18 protein-coding genes are annotated in these 17,034 nt (G+C 59.9%); 7 read left to right on the top strand and 11 right to left on the bottom strand.

All coding sequences use genetic code 11. The features are described 5' to 3' along the window. Nucleotides 1–456: 456 nt before the first annotated feature. Nucleotides 457–897 (bottom strand): hypothetical protein, encoded by a 441-nt coding sequence (locus tag JN524_RS22915; RefSeq protein ID WP_202370819.1) that lies wholly within the window; start codon nt 895–897, stop codon nt 457–459. Here JN524_RS22915 and JN524_RS22920 point away from each other — a divergent pair. Next, nucleotides 896–1,351 (top strand): tRNA (cytidine(34)-2'-O)-methyltransferase, encoded by a 456-nt coding sequence (locus tag JN524_RS22920; protein ID WP_003220777.1) that lies wholly within the window; start codon nt 896–898, stop codon nt 1,349–1,351. The two genes, JN524_RS22915 and JN524_RS22920, sit on opposite strands and share 2 nt — an antisense overlap. A gap of 202 nt (nt 1,352–1,553) precedes the next feature. Here JN524_RS22920 and secB read toward each other — a convergent pair whose 3' ends face one another. The 3 genes from secB to JN524_RS22935 are packed head-to-tail and all read right to left on the bottom strand — an operon-like array spanning nt 1,554 to nt 2,766. Further along, nucleotides 1,554–2,039, bottom strand: coding sequence for a protein-export chaperone SecB (gene secB, locus JN524_RS22925; protein ID WP_025110924.1), 486 nt, complete (start codon nt 2,037–2,039; stop codon nt 1,554–1,556). 57 nt (nt 2,040–2,096) lie between these two features. After that, on the bottom strand, nt 2,097–2,351 hold the full coding sequence (gene grxC, locus JN524_RS22930) for a glutaredoxin 3 (protein WP_003220774.1): 255 nt from the start codon (nt 2,349–2,351) through the stop codon (nt 2,097–2,099). Nucleotide 2,352: 1 nt separating this feature from the next. Next, on the bottom strand, nt 2,353–2,766 hold the full coding sequence (locus JN524_RS22935; protein WP_007961724.1) for a rhodanese-like domain-containing protein: 414 nt from the start codon (nt 2,764–2,766) through the stop codon (nt 2,353–2,355). 154 nt (nt 2,767–2,920) lie between these two features. Here JN524_RS22935 and gpmI point away from each other — a divergent pair, with 154 nt between their 5' ends. The 6 genes from gpmI to JN524_RS22965 all read left to right on the top strand — a co-directional run bounded on the left by gpmI (nt 2,921) and on the right by JN524_RS22965 (nt 11,232). Beyond that, on the top strand, nt 2,921–4,447 hold the full coding sequence (gene gpmI, locus JN524_RS22940) for a 2,3-bisphosphoglycerate-independent phosphoglycerate mutase (RefSeq protein WP_202370820.1): 1,527 nt from the start codon (nt 2,921–2,923) through the stop codon (nt 4,445–4,447). 252 nt (nt 4,448–4,699) lie between these two features. Next, nucleotides 4,700–5,986, top strand: coding sequence for a murein hydrolase activator EnvC family protein (locus tag JN524_RS22945; RefSeq protein WP_123585600.1), 1,287 nt, complete (start codon nt 4,700–4,702; stop codon nt 5,984–5,986). A gap of 31 nt (nt 5,987–6,017) precedes the next feature. Next, the gene (locus JN524_RS22950) at nt 6,018–7,337 is read left to right on the top strand and encodes a S41 family peptidase (RefSeq protein WP_041071409.1); all 1,320 of its coding nucleotides are present in this window, start codon (nt 6,018–6,020) and stop codon (nt 7,335–7,337) included. Nucleotides 7,338–7,339: 2 nt separating this feature from the next. Continuing rightward, entirely contained in the window at nt 7,340–8,116 is a 777-nt protein-coding gene (locus tag JN524_RS22955) for a divergent polysaccharide deacetylase family protein (RefSeq protein WP_202370821.1), read from the top strand. Nucleotides 8,117–8,242: 126 nt separating this feature from the next. Beyond that, nucleotides 8,243–9,721: a S1 family peptidase gene (locus JN524_RS22960; protein WP_202370822.1), complete on the top strand. Its 1,479-nt coding sequence runs from the start codon at nt 8,243–8,245 to the stop codon at nt 9,719–9,721. A 206-nt stretch (nt 9,722–9,927) separates the two neighbouring features. Beyond that, the gene (locus tag JN524_RS22965) at nt 9,928–11,232 is read left to right on the top strand and encodes a Vps62-related protein (RefSeq protein WP_202370823.1); all 1,305 of its coding nucleotides are present in this window, start codon (nt 9,928–9,930) and stop codon (nt 11,230–11,232) included. On the opposite strand, the gene JN524_RS22970 is transcribed toward JN524_RS22965, so the two are convergent. The 7 genes from JN524_RS22970 to JN524_RS23000 form a co-directional block, all read right to left on the bottom strand. Next, on the bottom strand, nt 11,213–11,968 hold the full coding sequence (locus tag JN524_RS22970; protein WP_097086958.1) for a substrate-binding periplasmic protein: 756 nt from the start codon (nt 11,966–11,968) through the stop codon (nt 11,213–11,215). The genes JN524_RS22965 and JN524_RS22970 overlap by 20 nt on opposite strands. A 73-nt stretch (nt 11,969–12,041) precedes the next feature. Continuing rightward, the gene (gene hisF / locus JN524_RS22975) at nt 12,042–12,812 is read right to left on the bottom strand and encodes an imidazole glycerol phosphate synthase subunit HisF (protein ID WP_007909211.1); all 771 of its coding nucleotides are present in this window, start codon (nt 12,810–12,812) and stop codon (nt 12,042–12,044) included. A gap of 9 nt (nt 12,813–12,821) precedes the next feature. After that, on the bottom strand, nt 12,822–13,559 hold the full coding sequence (gene hisA, locus JN524_RS22980) for a 1-(5-phosphoribosyl)-5-[(5-phosphoribosylamino)methylideneamino]imidazole-4-carboxamide isomerase (RefSeq protein WP_027611256.1): 738 nt from the start codon (nt 13,557–13,559) through the stop codon (nt 12,822–12,824). 42 nt (nt 13,560–13,601) lie between these two features. After that, a complete protein-coding gene (locus tag JN524_RS22985) occupies nt 13,602–13,862 on the bottom strand; it encodes a DUF2164 domain-containing protein (RefSeq protein ID WP_003220751.1) in 261 nt (86 codons plus the stop codon). Further along, the gene (gene hisH / locus JN524_RS22990) at nt 13,863–14,501 is read right to left on the bottom strand and encodes an imidazole glycerol phosphate synthase subunit HisH (protein WP_007961712.1); all 639 of its coding nucleotides are present in this window, start codon (nt 14,499–14,501) and stop codon (nt 13,863–13,865) included. Further along, the gene (hisB, locus tag JN524_RS22995; protein WP_007909204.1) at nt 14,501–15,094 is read right to left on the bottom strand and encodes an imidazoleglycerol-phosphate dehydratase HisB; all 594 of its coding nucleotides are present in this window, start codon (nt 15,092–15,094) and stop codon (nt 14,501–14,503) included. The genes hisH and hisB overlap by 1 nt, the downstream gene beginning before the upstream one ends. Before the next feature lie 265 nt (nt 15,095–15,359). Then, nucleotides 15,360–17,024, bottom strand: a complete 1,665-nt coding sequence (locus tag JN524_RS23000) for an OFA family MFS transporter (RefSeq protein ID WP_096796694.1) — start codon at nt 17,022–17,024, stop codon at nt 15,360–15,362. Nucleotides 17,025–17,034 lie beyond the last annotated feature (10 nt).

A 17,034-nucleotide genomic window follows, 5' to 3' on the forward strand; every position in this document is an offset into this window, starting at 1 on the left:
GAGAACGCATATCCCTGTAGGAGCTGCCGAAGGCTGCGATCTTTTTTTGTGTGCACCGCCACAAGGCACGGCGAACCGCAATTGGGCATGACTCACTGATCAAAAAAACACCAACAAGATCAAAGCTTCAACCAAGCGGAAGCATCAAAGCCCCGATTCACGGGACTCTCGCGGCTCTTAGGCTTTTTTCTGTTTCGAAATGCTAAAACTGGCACGCCCCCTGCAATAACGCTTACAGGTGATTCGATTCACCAACCCTTTCGGGGACCTTGGTACAGGCAGGCCGGGGATTCCCCTCTTTACACCGGGCTCAAAACCGCAACGCGGCGAACCCACCCTTTTGGGATCCTTGGTACAGGCAGGCCGGGGGTTCCCTCTTTACACCGGACCGACGCTCTCAGCGAAGTCCACCCCGTTTTGGGAACCCTGGTACAGGCAGGCCGGGGATTCCCGCTTTTATTGCTCCCGGAGATGGATCTCCAGCCGCCAGCGGTCATCGACCCTGCTGCCGGCCCAGTCCCCCTGCAGCGGCCGCGCCGCCAGCACCGTCAGCAACAGCCCACCGTCACTCAAGCGCGTTCGCCAGTTCACGTCCTTGCCGTTGAGCTTGAGCTGACCCTTTTGCGCCTTGCCCTCTGCCTGAAACAACAGGGCCACGGTGCCATCGATGATTTCACCGTGCAGCTTCGGTTCGTTATCGAACCACACCACCAGGCCGTCAGCGGTCACCTCGACCTGCTGCAGCACGCTGGGGTCCGGCGTGGTCAGGCGGCCGATCATCAAGCCGACCATCAAGCCGACAATCGCCAGCGAACCGATCACCCGCGGGAATAGTTTCGAACGCGGGTCGGCTTGCGGCGTAGAATGCGCGTCATCTTTACCTTCGGAGCCGTGCATGTTTCACGTCATCCTTTTTCAACCAGAAATTCCGCCGAACACCGGCAACGTTATCAGGCTGTGCGCCAACAGCGGCTGCCACCTGCATTTGATCGAACCGCTGGGTTTCGAGATGGACGACAAGCGCTTGCGCCGGGCCGGTCTCGACTACCACGAATATGCCACGTTGCAGCGCCACGCCGACCTCGCCAGTTGCCTGGAAAGCCTCGGCAACCCACGGCTGTTCGCCTTTACCACCAAAGGTTCGCGGCCGTTTCACGATGCCGCGTTCGTCCCGGGCGATGCGTTCATCTTCGGCCCGGAAAGCCGTGGCTTGCCGCCGGAAGTGCTGGACGCCCTGCCCGCCGAACAGCGCCTGCGCCTGCCGATGCGTGAAGGCTGCCGCAGCCTGAACCTGTCCAACACCGTGGCGGTGGCCGTGTACGAAGCGTGGCGGCAGAACGACTTCAAATAACCCGCCGCCCGCAAAAACATCACCCCTGTAGGAGCTGCCGAAGGCTCGGGCCGCGTTCGGACGATCTTTTGATCCTGTTTTTGAAGATCAAGATCAAAAGATCGCAGCCTGCGGCAGCTCCTACATGAAGTCATGAAGTCTGTATTCCAACCCAAGAAAAAAGCGCCTGTTACGGCGCTTTTTTCGTTGTCGCTCAAACCGCTTATTGAACGGTCGGAGTCTCGCCCGCTGCCTGCATGCGCTGCAGCTCCTGCGCGTACAGAGCGTCGAAGTTCACCGGCGCCAGCATCAGGGCCGGGAACGAACCACGGGTCACCAGGCTGTCGAGGGTTTCGCGCGCGTACGGGAACAGGATGTTCGGGCAGAACGCACCCAGAGTGTGGCTCATCGAAGCCGCGTCGAGGTTCTTGATCAGGAAGATACCGGCCTGTTGCACTTCAGCGATGAAAGCCACTTCGTCGCCGTTTTTCACGGTCACGGACAGGGTCAGCACGACTTCGTAGAAATCGCCTTCCAGTTCTTTCTGACGGGTGTTCAGGTCCAGGCCGACGGTCGGGTCCCACTGCTGGCGGAAGATCGCCGGGCTTTTCGGGGCTTCGAAGGACAGATCGCGTACGTAGATGCGCTGCAAGGAGAATTGCGGTGCGGTTTCTTCTTCGCTGGCTGCAGTGTTCTGTTGGTCAGTCATCTCAGATCCTTTCTGATCTTGGGTCTTTTAGGGATTGCTGTACGTGGGTGCAGCCGTTCAGGCCTTGAGCAGCGCGTCGAGCTTGCCGGCGCGCTCCAGGGCATACAAATCATCACAACCGCCGATGTGCTTTTCGCCGATCCAGATCTGCGGCACGGACGTGCGTCCGGCCTTCTGGCTCATGGCAGCACGAATCTGCGGCTTGCCATCGACCTTGATCTCTTCGAAGGCCACACCTTTGTTCGCGAGCAATTGCTTGGCTCGCATGCAGTAAGGGCAGTAATCGCTGGAGTAGACGATGACTTCGCTCATATCACTTCACCAGCGGCAGGTTGTCGCCTTTCCAGCTGGAGATCCCGCCGGACAGCTTGGCGGCAGTGAAGCCGGACTTCATCAGCTCGCGAGCGTGGGTGCCAGCGGTCTGGCCCAGGGCGTCGACCAAAATGATGGTCTTGGCCTTGTGCTTTTCCAGCTCGCCGGTACGCGCAGCCAGTTTGTCTTGAGGAATGTTGATCGCGCCAACGATATGGCCGGCGGCGTAATCTTTCGCCGGACGGATGTCCACCACCACGCCTGCGTCCTTGTTGACCAGTGCGGTCAGTTCGCCGGTGCTCAGGCTTTTACCGCCGCCCTGCATCGTGTGCGCCAGCAGCAAAGCCAGCAATACGACGAAGATACCGACAAGAATGTAGTGGTTAGTGGCAAATTCAATCAGGTGAGCAACCATCGAAGGAGGTTCCAGGGCGTTAAAATGTCGGCCAGTATACACAGCCACTATGGTGGGCCAAACCCCGTCCGGCGGTGACGTGGTCGGAACTAAGCATTAAACTCGCCACTCCCTTTTTCAACGCCCTCTTCTTTATTAGCCACGAGTGGATTCCATGACTACCACGCCTAAACCTTTGGTCCTGATGATTCTCGACGGCTTCGGTCACAGTGACAGCCACGAATCCAATGCCGTGTATGCGGCGAAGAAGCCTGTGCTCGATCGTCTGTGGGCCACGGTGCCGAACGGCCTGATCTCGGGCAGCGGCATGGACGTTGGTCTGCCGGACGGTCAGATGGGCAACTCCGAAGTCGGCCACATGAACCTCGGCGCCGGGCGCGTGGTGTATCAGGACTTCACCCGCGTGACCAAAGCGATCCGCGACGGTGAGTTCTTCGACAACCCGACCATCTGCGCTGCCGTGGATAAAGCCGTGGCCGCCGGCAAAGCCGTGCATTTCATGGGTCTGCTGTCCGATGGCGGCGTGCACAGCCACCAGGATCACCTGATCGCCATGGCCGAACTGGCCTTCAAGCGCGGTGCCGAGAAGATCTACCTGCACGCCTTCCTCGATGGCCGCGACACCCCGCCAAAAAGCGCCGCGTCGTCGATCGAACTGCTCGACGCGACCTTCCAGGCACTTGGCAAGGGCCGCATCGCCAGCCTCATCGGTCGCTACTTCGCGATGGACCGTGACAACCGCTGGGACCGCGTCTCCCAGGCCTACAACCTGATCGTCGACGGCAACGCCGAATTCAACGCCGCCACCGCTCAGGAAGGCCTCGACGCCGCCTACGCCCGTGGCGAGAGTGACGAATTCGTCAAAGCCACCACCATCGGCGAACCGGTCAAGGTCGAAGACGGCGACGCCGTGGTGTTCATGAACTTCCGCGCCGACCGCGCCCGCGAACTGAGCCGTGTATTCGTCGAAGACGATTTCAAGGAATTCGAGCGCGCGCGTCAGCCCAAAGTGCAGTACGTGGGCTTGACCCAATACGCCGCCAGCATTCCAGCCCCAGCAGCCTTTGCTCCGGGCAGCCTGGAAAACGTGCTTGGCGACTATCTGGCGAAAAACGGCAAGACTCAGCTGCGCATCGCCGAAACCGAAAAATACGCGCACGTGACCTTCTTCTTCTCTGGCGGCCGCGAAGAACCGTTCCCGGGTGAAGAGCGCATCCTCATCCCGTCGCCAAAAGTCGCCACCTACGACCTGCAGCCGGAGATGAGCGCGCCGGAAGTCACCGACCGCATCGTCGATGCCATCGAACACCAGCGTTACGACGTGATCGTGGTCAACTACGCCAACGGCGACATGGTCGGCCACAGCGGCGTGTTCGACGCTGCGGTGAAAGCCGTGGAATGCCTGGATACCTGCGTTGGGCGTATCGTCGAAGCGCTGGAAAAGGTTGGCGGCGAAGCGCTGATCACCGCTGACCATGGCAACGTCGAAAAAATGGCCGATGAGGAAACCCACCAGGCGCACACCGCGCACACCACCGAGCCGGTGCCGTTCATTTATGTCGGCAAGCGCGACCTCAAGGTCCGTGAAGGCGGCGTACTGGCGGACGTGGCACCGACCATGCTGATGCTGCTGGGCCTGGAAAAACCGGCGGAAATGACTGGCACCTCGATTCTGGTTTAATTCGCCAGATCAAACACCACCAAACCCTGTGGGAGCTGGCTTGCCAGCGATAGCAATCTGACAGCCAACAGCTATGTTGAATGTGCGGACGCCATCGCTGGCAAGCCAGCTCCCACAGTGGTTTATGGGGTTTTCGAAATGGAAATGAGCCTCTCCGCCGCTCCAGTTATCACACAAGCCCAATTGGGCGTTTTTTTTGCCGCCCCGGGCGGGCATACTAGGCCGTCCATTACCCTGGTGCCGCCCGCCTCTATGCTCCGCGTCCTGATCGCCCTCGCTCTGACCTGCCTGCTCCAACCGGCCTTCGCTGACGAGCGCGCGCAAACCCAACAGCAGTTGGATGCCACGCGTCAGGACATTGCCGAGCTGAAAAAGCTGCTGGGCAAGCTGCAGGAAGAAAAATCCGGTGTGCAGAAAGAGCTCAAGGGCACCGAAACCGAGATGGGCAAGCTCGAGAAGCAGGTCGACGCCCTGCAGAAAGAGCTGAAGAAAAGCGAATCCGAGCTGCAGCGACTCGATGCGGAGAAAAAAAAACTCCAGAGCGCGCGCACTGAACAGCAGCGACTGATCGCCATCCAGGCCCGCGCGGCCTACCAGAATGGCCGTCAGGAATACCTCAAGCTGCTGCTCAACCAGCAGAATCCCGAGAAATTCGCCCGCACCCTCACCTATTACGATTACCTGAGCCAGGCCCGCCTGGAGCAGTTGAAGAACTTCAACGAAACCCTGCGCCAACTGGCCAATGTCGAAAAAGACATCGCCATGCAGCAGGCGCAATTGCTGGTACAGAAAAGCAGCCTCGACACCCAGCGCGACGAGCTGGAAAAAGTCCGCAAGGAACGCCAGCAAGTCCTCGCCAAGCTTAACGATGACGTAAAAGCCCGCGACCAGAAACTGGCCGCCCGCGAGCAGGATCAGGCAGACCTGTCTAAAGTTCTTAAAACCATTGAAGAAACCCTGGCCCGCCAGGCCCGTGAGGCAGAAGAGGCGCGGCAGAAAGCGCTGATCGCCCAGCAGGAAGCGGAAAAAAAGCGTTTGCGTGAGGCGCAGGCTGAAAACAGCGACGCCCCACGAAAACCAGCCAGATCAACCCCCGGCGCGCTGGTATCCAGCAGCGGCGAGACCTTCGGTGGCCCTTTTGCTGCAACCCGGGGAAAACTTCCATGGCCGGTTGATGGTCGATTGCTGGCACGCTTCGGCGAAAGCCGTGGCGACGATGCCCGGACCAAGTGGGATGGCGTGATGATCAGCGCCGCCGCCGGCAGCCAGGTGCATGCCGTGCACGGCGGGCGCGTGGTGTTCGCCGACTGGTTGCGTGGTGCCGGGCTGCTGGTGATCCTTGATCACGGCAATGGTTATCTGAGTCTTTACGGTCACAACCAGACACTGCTCAAGTCGGCCGGTGACGTGGTAAAAGCCGGTGAGTCGATCTCCACTGTGGGTAACAGTGGCGGTCAGGACACACCAGCGCTGTATTTCGCAATTCGTCAGCAGGGTCACCCGAGTGATCCGGCGCAATGGTGTCACGCGCAAGGATAAGCGCGTCGCCTAATTCAGGAGTTCGTTCGACATGCTGCATTTGTCCCGCCTTACCTCGCTGGCCCTGACGATCGCCCTGGTGATCGGCGCGCCTCTGGCGTTCGCCGCTCAACCGGCCCCGGCCGTCGCTCCGGCAGGCACTGCCGCGACCGCCAAGGCCCCGTTGCCGCTGGAAGAGTTGCGCACCTTTGCCGAGGTCATGGACCGGATCAAGGCGGCGTATGTCGAGCCGGTGGATGACAAGACCCTGCTGGAAAACGCGATCAAGGGCATGCTCAGCAACCTCGATCCGCACTCCGCGTATCTCGGCCCTGAAGACTTCACCGAGCTACAGGAAAGCACCAGCGGCGAATTCGGCGGTCTGGGCATCGAAGTCGGCTCCGAGGATGGCTTCATCAAGGTCGTCTCGCCGATCGACGACACCCCGGCGTCGAAGGCCGGCATTCAGGCCGGAGACTTCATCGTCAAGATCAACGGCCAGCCGACTCGCGGCCAGACCATGACCGAAGCCGTGGACAAGATGCGCGGCAAGATCGGCCAGAAAATCACCCTGACCCTGGTGCGCGATGGCGGCACGCCGTTCGACGTGACCCTGGCCCGCGCCGTGATTCAAGTGAAGAGTGTCAAGGCGCAGTTGCTTGAGTCTGGCTACGGCTACATCCGCATCACCCAGTTCCAGGTCAAGACCGGCGAGGAGGTCTCCAAGGCCCTGGCCAAGCTGCGCAAAGACAACGGCAAAAAGCTCAACGGCATTATCCTCGACCTGCGCAACAACCCGGGCGGTGTGTTGCAGGCGGCAGTGGAAGTGGTCGACCACTTCATCAAGAAAGGTCTGATCGTTTACACCAAAGGCCGGATCGCCAACTCCGAGCTGCGCTTCTCCGCCACCGGCAAGGACGAAAGCGAAGCGGTGCCGATGGTCGTACTGATCAACGGCGGCAGCGCCTCGGCTTCGGAAATCGTCGCCGGCGCCCTGCAGGATCAGAAACGCGCGGTAGTCATGGGCACCACCAGTTTCGGCAAAGGCTCGGTGCAGACCGTGCTGCCGCTGAACAACGACCGCGCGCTGAAGATCACCACGGCGCTGTATTTCACGCCGAACGGCCGCTCGATCCAGGCCCAGGGAATCGTTCCGGACATCGAAGTGCGCAAGGCCAAGATCACCAACGAAGCGGACGGCGACTACTTCAAGGAAGCCGACCTGCAAGGTCACTTGGGCAACGGCAACGGCGGCGCAGACAAGCCGACCGGTTCCGGCGCCAAGGCCAAGGCCATGCCGCAGGATGACGATTACCAGTTGGCCCAGGCCCTGAGCCTGCTCAAAGGCCTGAGCATCACGTCCGGCCGTTGAGGATGTCGTTGCGTTTGCTCTTCGTCCTGCTGTGCTGTCTGGCGGGTGCTGCTCACGCAGAACCCGCCAGGACCACCGCGCAAAAAGCCTACCTGACGCTGATCATCGACGACCTGGGGCAGAACCTGCCCCGGGATCGCCGCGTGCTGGCTCTGCCCGGCCCGGTGACCACGGCGATCATGCCCGACACGCCGCACGCTACCGAGTTCGCCCGCGAAGCCCATCGCGCCGGCAAGATCGTGATCCTGCATATGCCCATGGACCCGGCCACCGGCCCGTATGCCTGGCATCCCGAGCTGCCGCTCGAAGAGTTGGAAAAACGCCTCGATGCCGCCTTCAAAATGGTTCCCTACACGGCGGGCATCAACAACCACATGGGCAGTCGCATGACAGCCCAGCCGGTGGCGATGGCGTGGCTGATGGGTGAGTTGCAACGTCGGCACAAGTTCTTCGTCGACAGCCGCACCAGCGCCCAGACCGTGGCGGCGCAGCAAGCACAGAAGATCGATCTGGCGAGTGTTTCGCGGGATGTGTTCCTCGATGACGAACGCACCGAAGCCGCTATTTTCACCCAGCTGCAGACGGCGATCAGCCTGGCCCGCAAGCAGGGCTCGGCCGTGATGATCGGCCACCCTTACCCGCAGACGCTGGCGGTGCTGGAACGTGAATTGCCGAAGCTCAAGGCGCAAGGCATCGAGTGGATCGATATCAAGCAGATGATCAGCGTGCGGAGTAACAAAGCGACAGCTGCACACGGAAAAAATGGAATTTATCGTTAAGCTATCAACTTATTAAATTCTCATAAGCCTCTACGACCAAAATAAGCAGCAATAACTTATAGAACCGACTCAAACCCAACTGTCTTATTCTGCGCCAGTCTTTTACTCACAAGCCAAGGACTGGCCATGAACTTTAAATATATCCACCCAAGCTTTTTATTACTGACCGCCTTCTCACTTCCTGCCTGTTCCAGTCCTGTCGATTACGGCAAGGGCGCTGAAAACTTCTCACCGTCGCGACACCTGACTAACAAAGATGGCGAAAATAACCACTGGATGGGGATCGGCGAGTACAAAAGCCGCGAGCACGGTTCCTGCACCGCCTTCCTGATCGACACTAACAGCTCTCGACCGTCCGATTCCGCCTATGCACTGACCAGCGCCCACTGCGTGGGCAAGGAAAACGGGGTCATGCGAACAGATGACCCTATCGAAGCCAGCATTACCTTCAACAACTTCATCGATACGACTGCTGCCTCCAGGACTGTGCCTGTGAAGAAAGTAGCCTGGAGCAGTATTCAGGGTGTCGACCTGGCTCTGTTGGAGCTTGGAGTGTCGCAGGGCGAACTTCTGGCACAGGGCATCACGCCCATGAAACTGGCCCGGCAGGCGCCGGCAGAAGATAGCGACATTCTGATTGTGCACAAACCCGTCGGTGCTCCATTACAAATGTCAGCCTGCACCCACATGCCCTCCCCGGCGATTTTCGAAAAGCCCTGGGTTTGGCGGCATACCGTCAGCAACCAATGCAAAGATATTGCTGCCGGCAGCTCGGGGAGTCCGGTCATCGTTCGAGCGACCAACGAGGTCTACGGCGTCCTTGGGACCTTGGCTCACCATCTGACGCCGCTGCCTGGATACGGTCAGATGCCGAGCGGCAGTTACGGCAGTCCCACCTCGGTTTTCAACGGCTGCTTTATCGATGGCAAACTCGATACGGATCCGCAGGTGTGCGAGTTATTTCCAGCGGCCTCTATCAGACTGCCTGCCCAAGTGCCAACGCATGCAAAGATCAGCATAAACGCTCAGGGTAACTACGTTTATCCAGAGTGGAACTTTGAAATAACCGCCAGCACCCGGTTTATCCGGACCAAACGTACGCCTGACCCGGTCGATTGCGAAGTTCCGCAAGGCTACAGCCAGCCAATCACCACCGGCACTGCGCCCACTCGATTAAATGTTCCGATGGGACCTGAAACCGGGCTTAACAACCTTTGCATCATCGCCACAAACAGTACTGAGGACATATTACCCGCAGGCACTTATCGCAATGCCGTCACTGTTCCCACTTATCTGATTGATGCGGGCCCGACGCCTGTTCCGACCATAGCGACTTCGTTTAACAAAGAGATAAACAAGGCGCTGATTCTGTGGCCGGAACACAAGAACGAGGGCCTTGATCGATACGAGGTAAAAGGCGGCCTTGCTGAAAAAGTCAGTTGCGAAGACCCGCAGGGTTATAGGCGTGTGACCTCCAATTGGCTACGCCCGGAAAGCAACTTCCCCCTCAAGCTCTGCGTTTACGCTGTCGACCCCAACAATCAGCGCTCAGAATTGAAGGAATACATCCTGGAATGGGAAGCGCTCAAAAACAGCGCCCCCTGAGCTGATCAGTGACGCCGGCCTTGTGCTTCTGCCTTATTGGGCAAAACAGGAGCGCAAGGCTGCCCATGGCAAGGAACGGTTTTTCGGAAATAACTGGTCACGACGTCATACATAGTTACCGCCAGAGACCGGGTGCGAATACCGATAGTGAGACCTGCAACGGGTCGCGACTCCCTTGAGTCGCCGTTCAACTATCAGGAGTGACCATGACCATTCATGACCAGGCCGCAGCCCCATCCAGGCAAATCGAACCGATCAGACACGACAATCTGCTGATCCATTTCACCACGGAGTTTCACCGCATCTGGGACAGCACCGGCTCGCGGGCAAAACCCGCGGCCTTCTGGCGCCCGACTCCGGCACCGGATGTGTTGCCGGGCTATTTTCCGCTCGGCGACGTGTTCGTCGCCGGACACGACAACATCAACGGTAGCACCGTAGTGGCCGTTGTTTGCGAGGCGGATGCACCCAGTGCAGATCCGGACAGGGGCCCGGCATTAAGGCGCCCGGAGGATTTCGAACTGATCTGGAAAGATTCCGGCTCAGGCTCGAAGAAAGACGGTGCCGTATGGCGACCGATCGCTCCGCAAGGGTATGTGGCCATGGGCGCGGTCTGCTCCAATGATCACGAAAAACCTTCACTCAACGCGGTTCGCTGCGTACGCGCCGATCTGGTGATCGCCTCGGACGTTGGCGAACTGATCTGGAATGACAGGGGCAGCGGCGCCAAGCAGAGCTTCAGTGCATGGAGTGTCATACCACCCAATGCACCGCCGGGAGAGATTCATTTCGCACCGGGAACATTTGTTGCGGCCAGCAGTTTCAACCGGCCAGAGGGCAATGTCGGTGCCTATTCACTAAGCATGCAGATCGCGCCGCTAATCCAGTCACCGCCACAGCTGCCGACGCTCTCCGCAGCGCAAGCCCCCGAAACCAAGGGAGTGGCCACCCTCGCCCAAGTCATCGAGCTGCCATGGTTCGTGGTCAAGGATGACTTGTCGCCAATTGATCAATTACGCACCACGCCGTTTTATCGCCTGGAAAGAACCGACCAGTACTATCTGGTTGGGAGCGGACACAACACGGGCGAGGAGGCACGGGCTTTCAAGTGGACTGCACAGCGGCTGCAGAATCCGAAGACGTTGCGTCTGTTCACTCAACTTACCGCGATCAGTTTTGTGAGCCCGTGGGCAACGAAGGCAGACGCTCCTCCGTCACTCCCATTCTCGGCAAGACTGGACAGCCAGTTCACTCACAGCGAGACGTCAACCAGTGGTTGGCAGACTCCATTTGTTACCCATGTGATCGCGATGGCCGGCAAAGGCAAATTCGTCGCGGTTTATCAGCTGGAGAGTTTCTACGAGCTGCGTCGTGCTGACGGCTCGCAAGCGGGGATCAATCTGGCTTACACCCAGAACGATAACCTGAGTCTGCTGCAGTATCCGCCGCAAGAATGCACCCACGACGCAGCGGACCAGTCGTTACCGACGACTACAGATAGCGCCCCATGATCTCGTCGACAACCCCGTCCTTGCGCATCTGATCCAACGCCGCCTGCAGCCTGGCGACCGTTGCGTCCGACACATCCTTGTTCAGCGCCAGATATAACTCGGCGCTGTTGAAGCGCAACACGGTCTTGAGCCCGGTGACCCCGTCCTGCCGCGCCAGATAACGCCCGGCAGGATCACCCGTGGCCCACAGGTCGATCTGGCCATTGACCAGTTTTTTCGCGTTGTCCTGATCGCGCAGAACGACCGTAGGCTTCAAGCCCTGCTTGGCCAGCGTCTCGGCAATCGCATCGCCTTTGTAGGCACCGATCTTGTATTTGCGCGCATCGTTGAGGGTTTCGAGGGTGATTTTGCTGTCGGCCCTGGCCAACATGATCCAGTCGTCCGGACCGATCGGGCCGACCCATTTGAACAGGTTTTCGCGGTCCGGCAGGCGGGCCATCACAAAGGCGCCGTAACCGGGGTTTTCCAGCGCCAGTTTGTAGACGCGCTCCCATGGGAAGCGCAGCGTCAGGCTGTAGGTGAGCCCGGCGCGCTTGAACATTTCGCGCACGATGTCGGCGGCAATACCGTTGATGTTCTCGCCCTTGGCGAAGTTCTTGCCGTCTTTCGCCATGTTGTAGGGCGGGAAGTTTTCGGTGAGGAGCACCAGATCGGTGTCGGGACTGTTTTCGGCCCGCGCCGTGTTGAGCAACAACACAGAGGCACTGGCGAGAACAAGAAGCAGGCGTTTGATCATGTCGGGCTACCGGAATCCATGGCGTGCCCAAGAGTGCCTTGGGTACGCCATGCTGTCCACTGGCCTGTACGGTTTAGCGCATCACGATGCCGCGTTTGGCCATGTACGCTTTCGCTTCCTGCACGGTGTATTCGCCGAAGTGGAAAATACTCGCCGCCAGTACCGCGCTGGCGTGGCCTTCGAGGATGCCGTCGGCCAGATGCTGCAGATTGCCGACGCCGCCGGAAGCGATCACCGGAATGCCCAGCGCATCGCTGATCGCGCGGGTCACGCCGAGGTCGAAGCCGTTTTTCATGCCGTCCTGATCCATGCTGGTCAGCAGGATTTCGCCGGCACCGAGGCCTTCCATTTTCTTCGCCCACTCGACCGCGTCGAGGCCGGTTGGCTTGCGCCCGCCGTGGGTGAAGATTTCCCAGCGCGGGGTTTCGCCCGGGCCGGAGACTTTCTTCGCGTCGATGGCGACGACGATGCATTGCGAGCCGAAATGCTGCGCCGCTTCGCCAACGAATTCCGGATTGAACACCGCTGCGGTGTTGATCGAGACCTTGTCCGCACCGGCATTGAGCAGGTTGCGGATGTCCTGCACGGTGCGCACGCCACCGCCGACGGTCAGCGGAATGAACACCTGGCTGGCCATGCGCTCGACGGTATGCAGCGTGGTGTCGCGACCATCGACGCTGGCGGTGATATCGAGAAAGGTAATCTCGTCGGCACCCTGCTCGTCATAACGACGGGCGATTTCCACCGGGTCGCCAGCATCGCGGATGTTCTCGAACTTCACACCTTTGACGACCCGGCCGTTGTCCACGTCCAGGCAAGGGATGATGCGTTTGGCCAGCGCCATGGTCAGTCCTCAGCCTTGGTACGAATCGCAGAAAGCTTGCGCTTCGGCGACGTCGAGGGTGCCTTCGTAGATCGCCCGGCCAGTGATTGCACCGATGATGCCCGGCGCCTTGGCGTCGAGCAGCGACTTGATGTCACCCAGATTGTGGATACCGCCGGACGCGATCACCGGGATCTTCGTCGCAGCAGCCAGCGCAGCGGTGAACGGTACGTTGCAGCCCTGCATCATGCCGTCTTTGGCGATGTCGGTATAAACGATCGACGATACACCGTCGGCTTCAAACTGCCTGGCCAGGTCGATGACCTGCACGGTGCTGATTTCAGCCCAGCCGTCGGTGGCGACGAACCCGTCTTTGGCATCCAGGCCGACAATGATCTTGCCCGGGAACGCGCGGCAGGCCTCAGCGACGAACGCCGGATCTTTAACGGCTTTGGTGCCGATGATCACGTAGCTCACGCCCGCCTTGACGTAATGCTCGATGGTTTCCAGCGAGCGGATACCGCCGCCGATCTGGATCGGCAGGTTCGGGTAGCGCTTGGCGATTGCGGTGACCACTTCGCCATTGACCGGCTGGCCTTCGAACGCGCCGTTCAGATCGACCAGATGCAGACGACGGCAACCGCCCTCCACCCACTTGGCAGCCATGCTCACCGGGTCCTCGGAGAACACTGTGGAATCTTCCATGCGGCCCTGGCGCAGACGTACGCAGGCACCGTCCTTGAGATCGATAGCGGGAATAATCAGCATCTGGCAAACCTTCAAATTTGAATGTTCAGCTTGGCTCGGAAATCAGTTTTTCTCGAGCGCCCACAGGTCGCTTTCGATGCTTTCAAACCGCTCTTTGAGGTGGGTCTGCACATCGAAAATCGCCCTGTTGTAATAGTGCGGAGCAATTTCGCGGGTAAACAGCTCAAGAATTTCCGCCGCCTCGAACGAACCCAGGTCGAGTTCGAACCGATCCTCCATGAACCGCTGGATCTTGCGGTTGGCCTCGTTCTCCTGCTCGGGAGTGAGGGTCAGGATCGGCGGTTTGGACTTCTTGGCAGCCATTTACCAGCGACCGTCCCACGCGGCGAAGTTCTGCAGCAATTGCAGGCCATGGGTATGGCTCTTCTCCGGGTGGAATTGCACGGCGAAACGCGAGCCTTCGGCCAGCGCGGCAGCGAAATCGACTCCGTAATGACCGCTACCGACTACCTGCCGCGCATTGGCGGCAGCGATGTAGTAACTGTGCACGAAGTAGAAACGCGCCATGTCCGGAATGTCGTGCCACAGCGGGTGACTGACCTTCTGCTGCACTTCGTTCCAACCCATGTGCGGGACTTTCAGGTGCTCGCCGTCTTCATGCAGGTCTTTGCCGAAGAACTTCACCGCGCCCGGGAACAGGCCGATGCAGTCGACGCCGTCGTTCTCTTCGCTGCTGTCGAGCAGGGCTTGCATGCCGACGCAGATGCCGAGGAACGGACGATCCTGGCTGACTTCACGCACCAGCGAGTCGAACCCGAGGCGACGGATCTCCGCCATGCAATCGCGAATCGCGCCTACGCCGGGGAATACCACGCGGTCGGCTTCGCGAATCACGTCGGCATCGCTGGTGATCAGCACTTTGCCGGCGCCAACGTGCTCAAGGGCCTTGGCCACCGAGTGCAGGTTGCCCATGCCGTAGTCGATAACTGCAACCGTCTGCATTACAGAACGCCTTTGGTCGATGGCATTTGCCCGGCCATGCGCTCATCCAGCTCGACGGCCATGCGCAAGGCGCGGCCGAAAGCCTTGAACACGGTTTCGATCTGGTGGTGGGTGTTGGTGCCACGCAGGTTGTCGATGTGCAGGCTGACCAAGGCGTGGTTGACGAAGCCCTGGAAGAATTCCTGGAACAGGTCGACGTCGAAGCCGCCCACGGTGGCGCGGGTGTACGGCACGTGCATCTGCAGGCCTGGACGGCCGGAGAAGTCGATCACCACGCGCGACAGCGCTTCATCGAGCGGCACGTAGGCATGGCCGTAGCGACGGATGCCTTTCTTGTCGCCGATGGCTTTGGCGAAGGCCTGGCCGAGGGTGATACCGACGTCTTCCACGGTATGGTGGTCGTCGATATGCAGATCGCCCTTGCATTCAATATCCAGGTCGATCAACCCGTGACGGGCGATCTGATCCAGCATGTGCTCAAGAAAAGGAACACCGATATCGAATCGGGCCTTTCCGGTGCCATCAAGGTTGATCGAGGCTTTGATCTGGGTTTCCAGAGTGTCGCGCTCGACAGACGCCTTACGTTCGGCCATCACCAGCTCCGCAAAATCATTGGGCGAAAAAGGCAGCCATTATAGGCACGCGGGGCCGAAACAGAAACACGCGACGTGAGATGGCTGACGGATAGAACGCCCGGCTGTCGCGGGTAGACATGTCCATACAAGCCATTACAGGCACCCCAAAACAACTGTAGGAGTGAGCCTGCTCGCGATGAGGACCTCACAGTCAACATTTCTGTCGACTGTCAGACCGCTATCGCGAGCAGGGCTCACTCCTACAGGGGTATTACGTTTTTACTTAGTGAAACAGTACCGCCGTCTTCTGCAGGGTCACCCACACACCCCACGCCAACGGAATACCCACCACCAGCCACGCGGCGATTGCCAGCGGCTTGCTGCCCGGTGCGGCTTTCCACTCCAGTACGGTGCTGGCATCAGCCCCTTTGTCGTGGCCCAGCGCCTGTTCGGCGGCCAGTTCAGCGTCGGTCATGAAGTACTTGTCGGCCACCGGACGCACCATCAGGTTGCACAGGAAACCCAGCACCAGCAGGCCGGCGAGGATGTACAGAGTGATGTCGTAAGCGGCAGCGCGTTCAACGCCGATGCTCAACTGATACTCGCGCAGGTAGTTCACCAGCACCGGGCCGAGCACGCCGGCGGCGGCCCAGGCAGTCAGCAGACGACCGTGGATCGCACCGACCATTTGCGTGCCGAACAGGTCGGCCAGATACGCCGGAACGGTCGCAAAACCACCGCCGTACATCGACAGGATGATGCAGAACGCCGCCACGAACAGCGCAACGTTGCCCAGATGGCCCATGTTCGGGATCAGCGCGTACAGGGCAAAACCGAGGGCGAAGAACACGAAGTAGGTGTTTTTGCGACCCAGGTAGTCCGAGAACGAAGCCCAGAAGAAGCGGCCACCGATGTTGAACAGGCTCAGCAGACCGGTGAAGCCGGCAGCGATCGCAGCGATCGAAGCCAGTTGCCCGGCGTCCAGTTGACCGAACGGCACGTCAACGCCCAGCAGCTTGCCGCCGAACACTTCCTGCAGCAGTGGCGAGGCCATGCCGAGGATGCCGATACCGGCCGACACGTTCAGGCACAGCACCAGCCACACCAGACGGAACTGCGGGGTTTTCCACGCCACATTCACGTGCACGTGACGGTGGGTGATCATCGCGTTCGACGCTTTCTTCGCTGGAGCGGTCCAGCCTTCAGGCTTCCAGCCGGTTGGCGGCACGCGGTAAGCCAGGGCGCCACCGATCATGAACACGAAGTAGATCGCAGCCATGGCCACGAAGCTTTGCCAGACGCCGACACCGGCAGGCGAAGCGAAGTGGCTCATCAGCGCAGTGGCCAACGGTGCACCGACCATCGCGCCGCCACCGAAGCCCATGATCGCCATGCCGGTCGCCATGCCGCGTTTGTCCGGGAACCACTTGATCAGGGTCGAGACCGGCGAAATGTAGCCCAGGCCCAGACCGATACCGCCGATCACGCCAGAGCCGATCCACATCAGCCAGATCTGGTGGGTGTAGATACCCAGTGCAGAGATCAGCAGACCGCCGCACCAGCACAGTGCCGACACCACACCAGCCTTGCGTGGCCCGGCGTGTTCCAGCCAGCCACCCCAGATCGCTGCCGAGCAGCCGAGGAAGATGAAGAACAGGGTGTAGATCCAGCCGAGCATGGAGATCGGCCAGTCGCATTGCGAAGAGAAGACCTGAGCGATGAAGCTCATGTCCGGTGCGCAAGCCACCGGAGCCGTGACGCCCAGCGCCTTGGACAACGGCAACCAGAACACCGAGAAGCCGTAGGCCATGCCGATGCACAGGTGGATGGCCAGAGCGGCCGGTGGAACCAGCCAACGGTTGAAACCGGGCTTGGCGATGATGCGTTCCTTGGACAGGAACGCAGGCTGGTCGGCGCGCAGGCCGTCCGCCGTGATGCTCGTGCTCATTGTGTATCCC

Origin of the sequence: Pseudomonas sp. MWU318 (genome assembly GCF_016756945.1) — a bacterium.
GTDB classification, from domain to species: Bacteria; Pseudomonadota; Gammaproteobacteria; order Pseudomonadales; family Pseudomonadaceae; genus Aquipseudomonas; species Aquipseudomonas putida_A.

What these genes read in the sequence shown, in the direction of transcription:
- hisB (WP_007909204.1), bottom strand. Translation starts at nt 15,094, where the DNA reads ATGGCCGAACGTAAGGCGTCTGTCGAGCGCGACACTCTGGAAACCCAG.
- hisH (WP_007961712.1), bottom strand. Translation starts at nt 14,501, where the DNA reads ATGCAGACGGTTGCAGTTATCGACTACGGCATGGGCAACCTGCACTCG.
- grxC (WP_003220774.1), bottom strand. Translation starts at nt 2,351, where the DNA reads ATGAGCGAAGTCATCGTCTACTCCAGCGATTACTGCCCTTACTGCATG.
- JN524_RS22920 (WP_003220777.1), top strand. Translation starts at nt 896, where the DNA reads ATGTTTCACGTCATCCTTTTTCAACCAGAAATTCCGCCGAACACCGGC.
- hisF (WP_007909211.1), bottom strand. Translation starts at nt 12,812, where the DNA reads ATGGCGCTGGCCAAACGCATCATCCCTTGCCTGGACGTGGACAACGGC.
- JN524_RS22960 (WP_202370822.1), top strand. Translation starts at nt 8,243, where the DNA reads ATGAACTTTAAATATATCCACCCAAGCTTTTTATTACTGACCGCCTTC.
- secB (WP_025110924.1), bottom strand. Translation starts at nt 2,039, where the DNA reads ATGACTGACCAACAGAACACTGCAGCCAGCGAAGAAGAAACCGCACCG.
- JN524_RS22955 (WP_202370821.1), top strand. Translation starts at nt 7,340, where the DNA reads ATGTCGTTGCGTTTGCTCTTCGTCCTGCTGTGCTGTCTGGCGGGTGCT.
- JN524_RS22950 (WP_041071409.1), top strand. Translation starts at nt 6,018, where the DNA reads ATGCTGCATTTGTCCCGCCTTACCTCGCTGGCCCTGACGATCGCCCTG.
- hisA (WP_027611256.1), bottom strand. Translation starts at nt 13,559, where the DNA reads ATGCTGATTATTCCCGCTATCGATCTCAAGGACGGTGCCTGCGTACGT.
- JN524_RS22985 (WP_003220751.1), bottom strand. Translation starts at nt 13,862, where the DNA reads ATGGCTGCCAAGAAGTCCAAACCGCCGATCCTGACCCTCACTCCCGAG.
- JN524_RS23000 (WP_096796694.1), bottom strand. Translation starts at nt 17,024, where the DNA reads ATGAGCACGAGCATCACGGCGGACGGCCTGCGCGCCGACCAGCCTGCG.
- JN524_RS22935 (WP_007961724.1), bottom strand. Translation starts at nt 2,766, where the DNA reads ATGGTTGCTCACCTGATTGAATTTGCCACTAACCACTACATTCTTGTC.
- JN524_RS22970 (WP_097086958.1), bottom strand. Translation starts at nt 11,968, where the DNA reads ATGATCAAACGCCTGCTTCTTGTTCTCGCCAGTGCCTCTGTGTTGTTG.
- gpmI (WP_202370820.1), top strand. Translation starts at nt 2,921, where the DNA reads ATGACTACCACGCCTAAACCTTTGGTCCTGATGATTCTCGACGGCTTC.
- JN524_RS22965 (WP_202370823.1), top strand. Translation starts at nt 9,928, where the DNA reads ATGACCATTCATGACCAGGCCGCAGCCCCATCCAGGCAAATCGAACCG.
- JN524_RS22945 (WP_123585600.1), top strand. Translation starts at nt 4,700, where the DNA reads ATGCTCCGCGTCCTGATCGCCCTCGCTCTGACCTGCCTGCTCCAACCG.
- JN524_RS22915 (WP_202370819.1), bottom strand. Translation starts at nt 897, where the DNA reads ATGCACGGCTCCGAAGGTAAAGATGACGCGCATTCTACGCCGCAAGCC.